The organism is Parablautia muri, assembly GCF_009917485.1.
Classification (GTDB): Bacteria; Bacillota; Clostridia; order Lachnospirales; family Lachnospiraceae; genus Suilimivivens; species Suilimivivens muri.
Genome location: NZ_QZDT01000015.1, coordinates 34,769 through 49,945, shown reverse-complemented (window position 1 = coordinate 49,945; position 15,177 = coordinate 34,769). Strand labels below are relative to the sequence as shown.

Annotated in this window: 15 protein-coding genes; 3 read left to right on the top strand and 12 right to left on the bottom strand. The window is 43.3% G+C overall.

What is annotated here, in order from left to right; all coding sequences use genetic code 11:
• Nucleotides 1-153 precede the first annotated feature (153 nt).
• The 4 genes from D5281_RS10690 to D5281_RS10675 all read right to left on the bottom strand — a co-directional run bounded on the left by D5281_RS10690 (nt 154) and on the right by D5281_RS10675 (nt 3,959).
• Complete coding sequence (locus tag D5281_RS10690; protein WP_160560147.1) at nt 154-819, bottom strand: flavodoxin family protein; 666 nt, start codon at nt 817-819, stop codon at nt 154-156.
• Nucleotides 820-1,221: 402 nt separating this feature from the next.
• Nucleotides 1,222-1,665, bottom strand: coding sequence for an immunoglobulin-like domain-containing protein (locus D5281_RS10685; protein WP_160560146.1), 444 nt, complete (start codon nt 1,663-1,665; stop codon nt 1,222-1,224).
• A gap of 157 nt (nt 1,666-1,822) precedes the next feature.
• Nucleotides 1,823-3,589, bottom strand: a complete 1,767-nt coding sequence (gene aspS, locus D5281_RS10680) for an aspartate--tRNA ligase (RefSeq protein ID WP_160560145.1) — start codon at nt 3,587-3,589, stop codon at nt 1,823-1,825.
• Between the two features lie 19 nt (nt 3,590-3,608).
• Nucleotides 3,609-3,959 (bottom strand): Hpt domain-containing protein, encoded by a 351-nt coding sequence (locus tag D5281_RS10675; RefSeq protein ID WP_160560144.1) that lies wholly within the window; start codon nt 3,957-3,959, stop codon nt 3,609-3,611.
• Nucleotides 3,960-4,507: 548 nt separating this feature from the next.
• Between D5281_RS10675 and D5281_RS10670 the strand changes: the two genes are divergently transcribed.
• Complete coding sequence (locus tag D5281_RS10670; RefSeq protein ID WP_160560143.1) at nt 4,508-4,987, top strand: RNA polymerase sigma factor; 480 nt, start codon at nt 4,508-4,510, stop codon at nt 4,985-4,987.
• Nucleotides 4,988-5,031: 44 nt separating this feature from the next.
• Entirely contained in the window at nt 5,032-5,559 is a 528-nt protein-coding gene (locus D5281_RS10665) for a cell division protein FtsX (RefSeq protein ID WP_160560142.1), read from the top strand.
• 100 nt (nt 5,560-5,659) lie between these two features.
• On the opposite strand, the gene D5281_RS10660 is transcribed toward D5281_RS10665, so the two are convergent.
• The 8 genes from D5281_RS10660 to D5281_RS10625 all read right to left on the bottom strand — a co-directional run bounded on the left by D5281_RS10660 (nt 5,660) and on the right by D5281_RS10625 (nt 12,402).
• Nucleotides 5,660-6,967 (bottom strand): O-acetylhomoserine aminocarboxypropyltransferase/cysteine synthase family protein, encoded by a 1,308-nt coding sequence (locus D5281_RS10660; protein ID WP_160560141.1) that lies wholly within the window; start codon nt 6,965-6,967, stop codon nt 5,660-5,662.
• Between the two features lie 195 nt (nt 6,968-7,162).
• Nucleotides 7,163-7,783 (bottom strand): hypothetical protein, encoded by a 621-nt coding sequence (locus D5281_RS10655; protein ID WP_160560140.1) that lies wholly within the window; start codon nt 7,781-7,783, stop codon nt 7,163-7,165.
• Nucleotides 7,784-7,815: 32 nt separating this feature from the next.
• Nucleotides 7,816-9,150 carry an ABC transporter permease gene (locus tag D5281_RS10650; protein WP_160560139.1) on the bottom strand — a complete coding sequence of 445 codons (1,335 nt, stop codon included), beginning with the start codon at nt 9,148-9,150 and terminating at the stop codon, nt 7,816-7,818.
• Nucleotides 9,147-10,058: an ABC transporter ATP-binding protein gene (locus D5281_RS10645; RefSeq protein WP_160560138.1), complete on the bottom strand. Its 912-nt coding sequence runs from the start codon at nt 10,056-10,058 to the stop codon at nt 9,147-9,149. The genes D5281_RS10650 and D5281_RS10645 overlap by 4 nt, the downstream gene beginning before the upstream one ends.
• Before the next feature lie 283 nt (nt 10,059-10,341).
• Nucleotides 10,342-10,776: an RrF2 family transcriptional regulator gene (locus tag D5281_RS10640; protein WP_160560137.1), complete on the bottom strand. Its 435-nt coding sequence runs from the start codon at nt 10,774-10,776 to the stop codon at nt 10,342-10,344.
• A 25-nt stretch (nt 10,777-10,801) separates the two neighbouring features.
• Complete coding sequence (locus D5281_RS10635) at nt 10,802-11,545, bottom strand: DUF554 domain-containing protein (RefSeq protein WP_277935296.1); 744 nt, start codon at nt 11,543-11,545, stop codon at nt 10,802-10,804.
• Nucleotides 11,530-12,123: a hydrolase gene (locus D5281_RS10630; RefSeq protein WP_160560136.1), complete on the bottom strand. Its 594-nt coding sequence runs from the start codon at nt 12,121-12,123 to the stop codon at nt 11,530-11,532. The genes D5281_RS10635 and D5281_RS10630 overlap by 16 nt, the downstream gene beginning before the upstream one ends.
• A 27-nt stretch (nt 12,124-12,150) precedes the next feature.
• Nucleotides 12,151-12,402: a kinase to dihydroxyacetone kinase gene (locus tag D5281_RS10625; RefSeq protein WP_160560135.1), complete on the bottom strand. Its 252-nt coding sequence runs from the start codon at nt 12,400-12,402 to the stop codon at nt 12,151-12,153.
• Between the two features lie 212 nt (nt 12,403-12,614).
• Here D5281_RS10625 and D5281_RS10620 point away from each other — a divergent pair, with 212 nt between their 5' ends.
• On the top strand, nt 12,615-15,173 hold the full coding sequence (locus tag D5281_RS10620) for an MBL fold metallo-hydrolase (RefSeq protein WP_160560134.1): 2,559 nt from the start codon (nt 12,615-12,617) through the stop codon (nt 15,171-15,173).
• The last annotated feature ends 4 nt before the right edge of the window (nt 15,174-15,177 follow it).

Genomic DNA, 15,177 nt, shown 5'->3' with positions numbered 1-15,177 from the left:
AGCATACTAAAGATAAATATACAAATCTAAAATTACACTTATTTTTGTAACCTGTAAAGGGATGACATACCACTTAACATGTCATCCCTGCCTATCATAATCTATTTATCTGTACAATCACTATGGCTAATCATTGCAATCGTAAATCTCCCATTAGCATATCGCATACAAAGATTTCGAAGTCTGCACAATTATTTCCACATACTTTCTTACTTCTTCTTCAATTTTCCTCCAATCATACTCCTGCACAGGAAAAATCCCTTTTTTATCCAAAACTCTCTCCACCGGCAGCGAAATCCCCGTATTCCACTCTGAGCTAAAAGGAACCGTCCGCATCTGAACCGTATCCAATGCATTGGAAATTGTGTCGTTTACCATCTCCTTATAGCTCTTAAGAGCTCTCTCATCCCCACCTCCGTGGGAAATAAGACCTGCCAGTGTACCGCAAAGCTCTGACTGATAAGTATGATCTCTCCACCAATGTATGAAAGTAATCTGTTCCATTTTTTCAAGAAGCGCACACAGCTTAGCCGGTATAGGGGCATAGTGGGGCGACACAAAAAAAATATAATCGGCCTTTGTCATTTCTTCATAAATATGATTAAAATCTGCATCATGTGCACACCTTTTTTTCTTATAGCACCCTCCGCATCCCGTACAAGGAGAAAAAATGTATTCTCTTAAATCCAATATTTGGCATGAAATTCTTTTTTTAGCCATCCATTTAGATATGATTTGACATATACGATAAGACGTACTTCTATCCTGGCTTCCCATCATGTTAGAAGCTGATATGCATATCGCTTTTTTATCTTTCACTTTTGTTCATAGCCCCTTTTCATTCCCAGAACAGCGGTAAACATACTCTTATAGCTGCCCTGAAATTTTGCTCTGATATCTCTAAACAGATTCTACATTTTGTAGACCGCTCTGTCAACCAAAAATACATGCTATATTTAGAAAATTTGTCGGTATTGCGTAACAGCATCTTCTCCACACTATCCTCCATGATTCCGCTTTGCGGAATCTCAAATCGGTGCGGAGAATGCCCGTATTTTAGGCATTCTCCTGTGTGAGACTTAGTACTTCTCCACGAAACAGCCCCTGCTGTGAGTGGCTAGAAGTACTTCTCACACTAATCCCCATGCATATCGCAAGCCTGCTTGCGATACTGCTTAAATAGAAGATTGATAAAATCAGCCGCCAGGATGATTTTTCAATCTATTCCAGAGTAAATTCTCCTGCCAGATAATACCCGTTCTCATTATCTGCAAAATTTTTTAAAATTCTGTAATGTCCTGCAGGCAGTTTTCCGTAAGCGGCATCCCAATTAATCTCCAGGGTCTCTGAACTTCCGGCCGGAACCCACAACAGTTCCATCGTAACAGCCACCGGATTGGCCGGGGAGAGCTGATACCACTTGCCTTTTTCTTCTTTTTGCAGGCTGTAATCCTGCCCAAAATTTAAATCCGTCTCCGACTGGTTATCCACCGTATAAGTGATTCCCTCGGAACTAACTGATTCCTCGTCAACCGTAAGCGTTGCTCCCTCAAGCGTATTTACTTCCTCCGTAAACTCCTCCCCAAGCTTCGCACCACATCCAACAAGAGAAACCAATAATACAGCTCCTATTAACATTGCTGCCGCCTTTTTACACCTTTTCATTTTCATCCTCCTTCTTTACCGACAATTCGTAAATTGAACGTGTATAAGTTACGTTTCAAGCCAATATGATTTATGGCAAAAAATAGAAATAGATAAAAAACCGGGCAGGAAACGGGTACTGCCTATGGTAGTATCCATCTTCTGTCCGGTTATCCTGCTATTGATTTTCCTCAGGCAGTACAATCTTAATGTGCACATCACGAAGCTGCTTCTCATCCACCTCCGATGGCGCTCCCATCATCACATCCTGTGCTGTTTTGTTCATAGGGAAAGGTATAATTTCACGTATACTTTCCTCTCCTGCAATCAGCATAACCATTCTGTCCACACCAGGAGCAATTCCCGCATGGGGAGGCGCCCCATAACAGAATGCATGATACATAGCTGGGAATTTAGCCTTCACTGCCTCCTCACCAAGCCCTACAATCTGGAATGCCTTTACCATAATTTCCGGGTCATGGTTTCGAACCGCACCTGAGGAAAGCTCCACGCCATTACATACAAGGTCATACTGGTAAGCGTATATGTCAAGAGGATCCTTATTGAGCAATGCATCCATCCCCCCCTGCGGCATTGAAAAGGGATTATGGCAAAATTCCAGCTCACCGGATTCTTCTCCAATCTCGTACATAGGAAAATCCACAATCCAGCAAAATTCATAGCATTCTTTCTTCCTATGCGCTTCGCTGGCATTCCCTAAGAATTTACGCAACACACCGGCTGTTTTTTGCGCATCATCCTTTTTCCCTGCACATAAGCCTACAAAATCGCCATTCTTTAAACCAAGGGCTGCAATTACTTTATCCTTCCTGTCCTGTAAAAACTTGGAAATGCCGCCTGTCAGCTCGCCTTTTTCATCTACCTTAAACCAGTAAGCCTTCCGGCCGCTTTGTACCTCCACATCTGCGCAGATTTTATCAATCACTTTCCTGGTTGGCGTAAAATTATCCACCACAATTGCCTGTACATTTTGTCCCTCAAAAGGTCCAAAACCGCAATCTGCCATACATTCGGTAGCATTCTGTAAGGTCAGGTCAATTCGCAAATCCGGCTTGTCCGAACCATATTTTTCCATAGCGTCCCTATAAGAAATCCTTGGAAAAGGCGCACCGGATGCTGTCTTATATTTCCCATATTTCGCAAAAATAGGGGGCAGCACATCTTCAATTACCCCAAACACATCCTCCTGGGTTGCAAAGGCCATCTCCATATCCAGTTGATAAAACTCGCCGGGAGAGCGGTCTGCTCTTGCATCCTCATCCCGAAAACAGGGGGCAATCTGAAAATACCTGTCAAATCCGGAAGTCATAAGAAGCTGCTTAAACTGCTGCGGCGCCTGAGGCAGCGCATAAAATTTACCCGGATGATTTCTGGAAGGAACCAGATAGTCTCTTGCACCTTCCGGTGAGGAACAGGTTAAAATCGGCGTTGTAATTTCCAAAAAATCATGTTCTATCATTCTTCTGCGCAGCTCGGCTGCAATTTTGCTTCGAAGCACGATTTTTTCTTTCACTGCAGGATTACGCAAATCCAGGTATCTATACTTTAACCTAACGGCCTCATCTGCCTCCTTCGAACGGTTCACCTCAAAGGGAAGCTCATTGTAAATACATTTGCCAAGAACCAGAATGTCCTCCGGCACTACTTCAATCTCGCCAGTTGCAAGCTGGGCATTTTTGCTGGAACGCTCACGCACCACACCGGTTATTGAGAGCGTTGACTCATTGTTAATTCCTGACAGCTTCGCCATCATTTCTTCTGTTTCCACCACTACCTGTGTTACGCCATAAAAATCACGCAAAATCAGGAATCCAAGGTTCTTGCTGACCTTTCGCATATTATCATACCAGCCTACAATTGTGACTTTATTTCCCACGTCCTCAATTCTAAGCTGATTACACGTATGCGTTCTTGACTGTACCATACTCTACCTCACTCTATTCCTATTGATATTTTTCTATACAGGCAATAATCTGCTCCTGTACGGGAAGAATTTCTTCTACCTTTTTCTTTGCCTCCTCAGGCTTATCTGCCCTGAGCAAATTCACTGCCTCATTGTATGCATTAAAAAGAGGTTTAATTGACAGATTTCCTGTCACACCTTTCAGTGTATGCGCATTATTAAGAGCCGCTTCATAGTCTCCCGCTTCTAAATGCTGTACAACCTGCAAATCTTTCACTGCCGGCGGAAGCTTCTTGATCATTCTGTTAAAAAGCCCTTCATTTCCCATAAACCTCTGCAATGCATCCTCTACATCAACGCCCAATTCCCTAAGTTCGTTTACCATACTCATTTTAACAAATCTCCTCCATATCATTTTTTAAGCGGCCTCGGATATAATGTTGCAGGCGCCCTCTTACATGAATCTTATGACCGTAGCAGTTCTGTCAAACTGAATTGTTACGTTAAGCCATTCATTGATTGATTATAAAATTTATATACTTCCACCTTACACAAAGAACCGCTTTGTGTCAAGTATCCTAAAAAAAGCCATTGCTTTACTAGTTGCTAAATTGTTTTATCATCTGCCGCCTCCACATATTTGATTGAGATTTTATGATTTTTATAAAGAAACAAAATCACATAAAACATTATAACACAAAACAAACGGATATGCTGCGTAATTCTGACTTTCATTTTATAAATAAATCAAAAAAGATTGATTTCGGTCACTTTTCAAGCTTTTGAAACGTGTATATGATAGATAGTCAGAAAACCTGGACTCTTAAATTTATCAGACTGTGCACATCTGATACCTGAAGTCAACACCCCGCTACAAGTAACAAAACAGCACGCTGACGGGGCATCAAACTTGCAACGCGGCAGTATGGAGGTTAAAATTTGAACTGCAAAAATGAAGAACAAATGAGAGATGTGATTCAAACCTATGGTGACCTGCTTTACCGAACAGGCTATGTGCTTCTTGGCAATCCCCATGACGTACAGGATATTTTGCAGGAAGTATTCATCAAATACATGGAAAAGGCGCCCTCTTTTCATGACAAAGAGCACGAGAAAGCCTGGCTCTTAAAAGTCATGGCTAATACCTGCAAGGACTGTCTGCGCTTTAGAAAGAGGCACACCCACAGCAATTTAGAAGACCTTAAAAATGTATGTGCAGTGCCTTCGGACGCAAGCCTTTTAATGGAGCTCCTTGCCCTTCCCCTGAAATACAAAACGGTTTTGCTTTTGCATTATGTGGAGGGCTATCAAATTGGAGAAATTGCCCACATCACCGGTCTTTCGGAAAATGCGGTAAAAAAACGTCTGCAACGAGGTCGTAACGCATTAAAAGAACTGTTGTCAGATGGCGGTTACTAAAATTTATCGTCATCCTGTTTAAGAAACAAGAATGGAGGATTCTCATGAAAGAAACAAAATTAACTCAAGTAGTCAAAAACATTACCATGCCAGCTCAAATGGCCGATGCATTATTAGAAAACTGTACCCACCAAAAACCAGCCGGTTCCACTTTACTCATACGCTCAAGGCTGGCAGCGGCGGCAATTGCCCTTGCTTTGCTGACAGGTATCAGTACGACATCCTATGCCGCATACAACCTTTATCAGGTAAAGAATGTAAATGTATTTTTTGAGAAAGATATCTCTGTTCAGCAGCTGATTGCCATTGAAGATATCTTAAATACCATAGACGGTGTTTATTCTGTACGCTACGTAAGCGCTGATGAAGCATGGGATAATTTTAAGCTGGAATATTTAGATGAGAGCATTGCCGGACAATTTACGGAAAATCCCCTTAAAGATTCTTCCAGCTACCGGGTTACCATAAAGCTGGATGCCGACACGGATGAAGTGCGAAACCAAATCAGTCAATTAGAGGGCGTGCGAAAAGTAAGCAATCTTTATGAGTCAAAAGAAGACTCAAATCCCTAATATGAGATGACCCGCCACATGTTTTAAGCGGCACTTCACAAGAAATCCCTGATTCTAATTCCATCAGGGATTTCTTTTTATGTGAAATGAAACTCGCAGGTTAAGAGACAGCCAAAAAAGCCTCCTCCAAGTCCTCGATAATATCATCGATGTTTTCAGTTCCTATGGACAGGCGGATGGTATTGGGCTTAATTCCCTGTTCCGCTAACTCCTCCGCATTTAGCTGCGAGTGCGTGGTAGATGCCGGATGAATCACCAACGATTTCACATCAGCCACATTTGCCAGAAGGGAAAACAGCTCTAAATTATCAATGAATGCCTTTGCTTTATCCGCATCTCCCTTAATTTCAAATGTGAAAATAGAACCGCCCCCATTGGGAAAATACTTTTGATAAAGAGCCTGCTGTACTGGGTCATTCGATACGGCAGGATGGTTCACCTTTTCAACCTGCAGATGATTGTTTAAATAATTTACCACCTTAAGCGCGTTTTCCACATGGCGTTCTACCCTAAGAGATAAGGTTTCCAATCCCTGCAGGAAGAAAAAGGCATGGAAGGGAGAAAGAGTAGCACCCGTATCACGCAGCAAAATCGCGCGGATTTTTGTAACAAAAGCTGCCGCTCCCACCGCCTTGGTAAAGCTGATACCATGATAGCTGGGATTGGGCTCCGTAAGGGAAGGGAATTTACCGCTTGCCTCCCAGTCAAATTTGCCGCTGTCAATGATCACACCGCCAATAGTGGTGCCGTGCCCTCCTATGAATTTGGTTGCCGAATGCACCACAATGTCAGCGCCATAGGAAATAGGACGGACTAAGTAAGGGGTTGCAAAGGTATTATCTATCACCAGGGGAATCTTATGGGCATGCGCAATTTGGGCTGTTTTTTCAATATCGACCACATCTGAATTGGGATTTCCAAGCGTTTCAATAAACACTGCTTTGGTATTTTCCTGTATAGCGCCTTCCACTTCCGCATAGTCAAAAGGATCCACAAAGGTTGTGGTAATTCCGTATTCAGGCAGTGTATGTGCGAAAAGGTTATAGGTTCCGCCATAGATATTTTTTGCAGAGACGATATGTTCTCCCCCATGGGCCAGATTCTGTATTGTATAGGAGATTGCTGCCGCACCAGAAGCCACAGCTAAGGCTGCCACACCGCCTTCTAAAGCTGCAATTCTTTTTTCAAACACATCCTCCGTAGGGTTTGTCAGCCTTCCATAAATATTACCGGCATCGCTAAGCCCAAATCTTGCTGCCGCATGTTCACTGTTTCTAAACACATAAGAAGATGTCTGATATATTGGCACCGCCCTTGCATCCGTAACCGGATCCGGCTGTTCCTGCCCTACATGCAACTGTAAGGTTTCAAATTTTAAATTTCTTTCCGCATAGGTTTTTTTACTCATAATTACTCCTCCATTTTGGTAATTTCTCGCTTATCCGTAAGCTTAAAATTTATTTTATTTCATCAGATAATAAGAATATATTTCCTATCTGATTACCATGAAATGAGCATACCGCATCTATTTATAGAAGTCCAATATGGATAATCATGGACTGGTGATAGATAATACCTATTGCAGATTTCAGTAAAGAACGATTTAGAAGCGCATCTTCTCACGCGCCAAAATACCGCCGCTCAGCAATACCGCCGCTCCAAAAAGCCAATACGTCCAGGTGCCATATTCCCCCTGCATCATCTTAAACAGTGCAAACCTTCCCAAGAATTTTCCTCCGCCTATATTAACTGCATAGTAAACCACAGCGGCCATATACCCTATTACCACTTGATTGGTCACTGCCGAGGCAAAAAAACCGATGCTTCCTAAAAAGAGAATTTCACAGCACGCCCCTCTCAAAAGAATACCGGCATGAAAATGCCCGCCGCCTTTTTTCATAAGACCTACAAACAGTAAAGTAACCAAAACACAAACCAGAAGCGCTAAAAGGACACGGGGCAGGTACACTTTCCACATGGATGTACTTTTGCTCCTTTCTAAATTCCAGATTTCTTTATCCTGCTCCGGCATGAAAAGAGGTGTGAATAGAAGAATTCCTGTAAAGGTTACATACATTTCCATCACCTTTGCCGCCTGCGGTTCCTCTAATGCTTTAAAACTAACAAATCCTCCTGAAAAAACAATCAGCAGCAGTGTAAGTAAAAGATGAGGATAGTACTGCCTTTTTACAAAGCTAACTGTCAATTTCTTATATTTTTCCATAATAACCCCTTTCTTGCCAACAGCCCGCAAATTTAAAGCGCTTTTCCAAAGCTTTCTTCGAAAGGATAATGGTTTCGCTTCAAATTTGTTCCCATTTTACGTTTTATCTCATAAATAATCACAGTCATAAGTACGCAGATAACCGCAAGCAAAAAGTAATATCCCCTGTTAAGAAAAAGCTCCTCTTTCAGAGTGTCATAAAGTTCGGCACTGCCAAAGGTATTCCACCTTGCCACCAGCCTAAGGCCAAAATTTCCAACTAACGTGGATGCGCCGAAAAGACTTGCAATACCCCATGCCACTTGTATAAATATTGCCGCAATAGAATCGGTAAGCTCTGTAATCAAAAAGGCGAATGCAAGCACAATCATAACTTCCGGCAAAAGCCAAACCCCGGGCACGGTCAAAAACGCCCACATATCCCCCTGTACGCCAAACTCCTTTGCCTTATCATAGTAGGGCCTTTGTTGTAAAAAGGCGACAATCACCACCGGAAGAATCAACATAACCAGATTGGCAAGGTATCGGCTTACCACAATCAGCGCACCGGATGCCGGCTTTGAAAACATAACCTGCTGCACTTTTGCCCTTTTATCCCGCAGCGCTCCGGATACACCTACGAAAATTGGCAAAATAGCAAGCACAATTCCGGCATAGTCACAGAAAAGGCGTATATAAGCACGTGTCAGATTATCCTTTGTACATAAAGCATCAAATTCCTCCCTGGCCTGCTCATAAGTCATTGGTACATAAACCCTGTTTTCGTAGCTCTCTTTTTCATAGAAGGAACCCCTGCCCACAAGATGGCAAACCTCCTCCATCGCTGTTTCAAAATCCTCATACGTAAATCCTTCCTTCACCGGCACCCTGTAGCTTGCCGCAGCCTCCATCCTTACTTCCATACCATTTTGAGCATACCCGCCAAAATGTTCTTCCATTTCTTCTTTCAGCTCATCCATACTTTTTCCCGTACAGTTCTTCAAAATTTCTTCGGCCTGCTCTATTTCTTCGGCAGTAAGGTTTACCCCTTTATAAAATCCCAGTGGATAGGTTGCAAAAGAATTATGGCAGACATCCTGTACCAAATCCGCCAACGTACCTTCCATGATCAGGGTTTCATCCTGCGTCACGGTTTCCCCGTAGTAAGTCTGTCCCGGTACCGGCTCCTGCAGTTCTTCCACGCTTTCACTACTCATCTGACTGTTTATAAATAAAACAAAAACCACAACATAAATATAATAAACCAGACTTTTCAAAACCTGTCTGCATTCTTTCAAAAACAATGCTCCAAACATAGCTTTTTTCCCTTCCTTTTTTTCAGACTTTTTCCAAACTCCTTTGGCGAAATAACCCACATCTATTTTCATTTCTTATGCATCAAATACATATAGGCATCTTCCACATCCGGCTTCACCTGCTTTGCCGCTGAAAATTTCACTTCCGGAAGCTTTTCCTCTGAAATCTTTTCCTGCAAAAAGGGATTTTGGTCAGATATGATTTTTATATTTGCCGTACTCCCTGTTGTAAGGATTCCCGTCACCAAATATCTTTCTTTTGTTTTTTCCAAATCCGCCGCCGCTATCTCTGTACGATATACTTTCCCCTCCACCAGAGAAAGCAGTTCCGTTACCTTGCCCTGAAAGCAAATTTCCCCCTGGTTTAGTATGGCAATGTTTTCGCAGGTTGCTTCAATATCTCCTACAATGTGGGTGGAAAGAAGGACAATTCTGTCCTTTGCAATCTCACACAGCAAATTCCTGAATCTCACTCTCTCCTCCGGGTCAAGTCCTGCCGTAGGCTCATCCACAACAATCACCTTGGGATCATGTATAATTGCCTGGGCAATGCCAAGACGCCTTTTCATTCCTCCGGACATGGCCCTTACCTTCACCTTTCGTTTTTCCAGCAGATTGACCTTTTCCAGCATTTGGGGAACTTTTACCTTCCTCTCCGCCTTGTTCATTCCTGAAAGCACCGCCAGATAGTCCAATGCTTCATATGCGTTCATGTTTCCATACATGGAAAAATCCTGTGGAAGATACCCTGTCATATTTCGTATTTTTCTACTATTTTCAAGAGGCTCTCCACAAATCCTCACTTCTCCCTTTGTCTTTTTAACTAAAGTGGTCAATATCTTCATCAGCGTTGTTTTTCCAGCGCCGTTTGGCCCAAGCAGTCCAAACATTCCCTGTGGTATCGATAGATTTACGTCCCACAACGCCTGTTTTCTTCCATAATTTTTTGTCAAATTACGAATTTCAATTGACATGTCCATTTGTCATCATTCTCCCTTCCTAATATCCTTGCTGAAAATAATTGCAAAGTCCATAAAATGATTCCTATCGTTCCTTACTATAAAGGGAAAAACTTTATAAATTCCCTACATAAAACAAAAGAATTTCTAAAGCTTATTCTAAATTTATCTTGGCAGATCCGACTATTTTCTGAAAGGTTCTAACTCAAAATAAAACGCTGAAAATCTGCAAAATACAGACATTCAGCGTTCTTATCTTCTATTCAAACTCTGTTATACTTTTAAGTCAATCTAACAAACAGCCTTAAATGACATACTGGTCAGACTTTTCCATCTGCCACTCAACCATATCCGCCAATGTAATATGATCCACTACACCGTTAATCGCTTCGTTTAACTGCTCCCATATCCGAACTGTCACACATCCTTGTCTGCGCTCGCATTCCATTCCATCCGCTTCTACACAGCTTACCGGAGCTAAATCTCCTTCCGTCAGCCTTAAAATTTTACCCACCGTGTACTCACGGGGTTCCTTTGTCAGCATATACCCTCCCTGAGGGCCGCGGATGCTCCGCACAAATCCTGCCTTATTTAATAATGAAATAATCTGCTCCAAATATTTTTCTGAAATCTGCTGCCTTTTCGCCACATCCTTTAAGCTGATAGGCACACCTGTGTTGTAGATGGCCAAATCCAACATCAATCTTAAAGCATATCTTCCTTTTGTAGAAATTTTCATCTGCTTCCTCTCTCCAATACAAAATCTAATTCATGACAGGATATATAAGCTCATAAATAATGGGCACAGCAAGGGCGGGGAGCATATTCCCCACCTTAAATTTCTTACCAAATCCAATGTTTATGCCCACACAAAAAATAAGCGCAGAACCTATAAAGGATAAATCACTGACAATAACATCACTGACAAAAGAACCCAAAAATGCGGCTGCCAATGTAATCGCTCCCTGATACACCAAGATAGGAACCGCAGAAAACACCGCTCCAATTCCATAGACGGCGGCAAATACCACTACAATCACGAAATCCAGAATTGCTTTGGCAGTAAGGAGGGAATAATCTCCTCTGATGCCATCCTGAATCGCTCCCACGATTGCCATAGCCCCAACGCAGATAATCAGCGACACATTAACAAATCCCTCCACAAACAGGTTATCCTTTTCAGCCTTCACTGCCTTTTTGATTTTCTCACCGAGGATATCCATTTTCTTTTCAATATCAATCCATTCTCCTAAAAGAGAGCCTAATACAAGGGAAAAAATAAGAAGCATTGTTCCCTGCGTCTCAAATTTGCCATCCTGAAAAACAAGCATTTTCGACAAAGCGCCGCTCCCGCCAATAAAAATAGTTGCAACACCGCACGCCTGCATCAAAATAGCCTGCATGTTTTGCTTGATTCCATTTTTTAACTTCAGACCTATCAGACCACCGGCGACTACCGCCGCCGTGTTGATGAGCGTTCCAAACCCTATCATTACATGCTGCCCCATGTTGCTATTTCTTCCTGAATCTGTTTTTCACAAAAGCGCATTGCGAGGATTGTCTTTTCAAACAAATCGTTCATCTCCCAGCCTAAGCTTTCCGCCCCTTTGTTTATTACATCCCGTGAACACCCGGCAGCGAATCTTTTATCCTTAAATTTTTTCTTTACGCTGGAAACCTCCATATCTATCACGCTCTTAGATGGCCGCATCAGGGCCGCCGCACCAATCAGTCCGGTAAGCTCATCCACTGCAAAGAGAACCTTCTCCATCTCATGTTCCGGCTTCACATCACAGCAAAGGCCATATCCATGGGAACAGATAGAATGAATCATGTCCTCTGACACCCCGCCCTCTCGCAGCAATTCAGGCGCCTTTATGCAATGTTCTTCCGGATACAGCTCGAAGTCTATGTCATGCAGCAGGCCGGTAATGGCCCAATAATCCGCCTCGTCACCGTAACCTAACTCATTGGCATACCACCGCATAACACCTTCCACCGTAAGTCCATGCTGAATATGGAAAGGCTCCTTATTGTATTTTTTTAAGAGCGCAAGCGCTTCTTCTCTTGTTAAATTGTTTTCCATAAATAGTCCTCCATTTTATTTTTCACCCTAGCCTTTTAAGCCTCTTGACTGGCGGTCCATATCCTCAATCACGATATCATAAATTTCGCCTAAGGCCGCACAGTATTCCAGTACCTGCCACGGCTCATTGGTGTGAAAATGAATTTTAATCAATTCCTCATCTCCCACTGCAAGCAGACAATCTCCCTTAAAATTTTCCGTAAAGTATTCGGAAATTGCATCCTCATCCAAATCCTCGCCTTCAATCAAAAGCTGTGTGTCATATTTAAATTCCAACATAGTTTCTCCTTTCCAAAATTAAGAGGGCCTTGAAGCCTGTAGAAAACATGGTATACAATACAATTATAACTTACAGCATGCACTTTTTCCAGTGAAACAATTCGGTCCGGTTATGGAAATCCACTCCTTTTCATTGTATAATGAAAAAAACGCTAACTTTTCAGGAATGACTTATCAGATAAACGAATCAATGATACTAGTAGAAAGGATTCATGTCAGTGAACTTACATTTTTTAGGCGGCGCTATGGAAATTGGCGCAAGCTGCATTTACCTTAAAATAGCAGGCAAGGGCATTCTTATGGACTCCGGAATCCGTCAGTCCGGCTCAAAGGATCCTCTCCCTGACTTTCGCACCTTACAAGAACAGGGCGGCCTTGATGCCATCTTAATCAGCCATGCCCATATGGACCATATCGGTACCCTCCCGCTTGTCAGCAAAGCCTATCCAAACGCTCCCATTTATATGACTGCCATGACTGCAGACCTGACCCGGGTGCTTCTCTATGACAGTTTAAAAATTATGAATAACCGTGAAGGAGAAATTCCCCACTATTCAGAGCAGGATGTTTTGGCTATGCTAGGACGGATATACCCTGTTAGATTTAAGACTCCTTTTCCTATCCTGGATGATTTTACCCTAACCTTTTATCCCGCCGGGCATATTGCAGGAGCCGCCTGCATCTATCTGGTTACAGAGGAAGGCAGTCTGTTTTATTCCGGAGATTTTTCCACCTTTTCCCAGCGTACCATTGAAGGTATCGGCATTCCAAAGCTACGGCCTGATGTTGCCATTGTTGAAACCACCTATGGTAACCGCCTTCACTCTAACAGACAGGTAGAAGAAAAAAGACTGGTAGAACTGGTACGGGACTGTATCTTGCAGAAGAAAAAAATACTGATCCCTGCTTTTGCATTGGGACGAGCCCAGGAAGTTTTGCTGATCCTGCGCACTGCCATTCAGAATCAGGAAATTCCGGCAGTTCCTGTCTACGTAGACGGTATGGTCCGGGATATCAATATCATGTATACACGAAATCCCACTTACCTGAAAAATGCTTTAGCAAAACGCATTTTAAAGGGCAGTGAGCCTTTTTATACGAAAGAAATCCAGGCTGTGGCGACCATGCAAAAGAGAGAGGCGTTATTGTCCGGCAGCACCCCTGCCATTTTCCTTTCCAGCTCCGGAATGCTCACCGGCGGTCCCAGCGCCTTCTACGCCCAGCGTCTGGCATCTTCGGAGGATGCCTGCATCATCATCACAGGCTATCAGGATGAAGAAGCGCCTGGCCGCCAGCTCCTGAATCTTTTGGAACATCCTAAGGACGGTACTCTGTCCTTAAACGGGAGCTCGATTCCCGTTAAATGCCGTATTGAACAGGTGGGACTTTCCGCCCACGGAGATAAACTTGAAATTCAGGGACTATTAGAACGTCTCTCCTCCCGGCATATATTTCTGGTACACGGAAACCGGGATGCCATGGAAGAATTAGGCCAGGAGCTAGCAGCCCAGGACTATCGCAGACAGGTATATTTGCCTGAATGCGGACAGGATTATGAAATTTCCATGCACAAAAAAAGAAAGCAGGCAGCCTTTATCCCTGCTTACACGCTTCAGAAAGCGCAGCAATATGTTCCGGCAGATGAAAAGTCCTTCTGGGAATACCTGCGGGAGCATTACCCTGAAAGGCACTTTAGCATCTCTGAGCTTGCCTACATCTGGTATGGTAAACCCATATCAGATGAAGCCATCCTAACTTCTATGCAGGAAGCCCTTCAGGAAAGCTGCTATTTCACCCCCAATGCCCGGCGGCTCTTTCTCTGGGATACCACTACCCCGGAAGATCTTGCCGCAATGCTGGCCCCTAAGGAATTGACCCAACAGGAGCTCTCTGCGCAGATTGAAAAAGTATTCGAAGGCTTTCCCTACCGAAAGATAGGTTATCACTTTGACCGCAAGGAAATCACCATGCAGTTTGACTATCCGGATGCACAAAATCAAACGGCTTTTCATGCAGCGGCCGCCGTTTTTGCCGAGGCCTTTGGTTGGAGTGTTTGTATGAATCCGTCCACAAACCATAACGCAGTATCCCTCCTGCTCGCCGCTCTGTTTCCTGATGGCATCACCAAAATTTCCTATCGTGCGGATAAAAAGAACTATATTATCACCCTTTCCGGGACTCCTAAAGATGAGATGGTTCAAAAAGCAGCTGCGGAATTTCATCATGCAACCGGCTGGATCCTTTCTATCAACGGACAGCTTTCTTCCCCCCTGCCCTCCCGCTCCCCTGACAGTTCCTTGGCCGATGTCTCAGATAAACAGCAGAAAAGCTTTTTCGTCCCCGAAAATACATCTGTAAAAACAGCTGAGCAAAACACAGCATTTAACTGCATTGACCAGACTTTCGCTTCGCTCCCCCACAGGCCGGACAAAAAAAGCTTAAAGCATGATATAATCGGAAAATATTTGGAAATCAGCTTTATCTCACCTGCCATCGGCCATCGTTACCATGATGTGCTGCAAACTCTGGCTGACCAGACCGGCTGGCGTATCGGTATTGCTGATAAAGTGAACCAAAATGAATTATTTAAAATTGCACAATTACTGTGCATCAAATACGAAATTCCTCTGGCCAAGAATCCATCCTACCTTCCTGAACGCAGAGTGGTTCAGTTAAAAACAAGCTCTGTCATGCAGCCTCAATGTATTGCGCAGGCGGCGGCAGACTTTCTGGAAAAAACCGGATGTGAATGTATTTTTGTAAGCTCGTGACAAT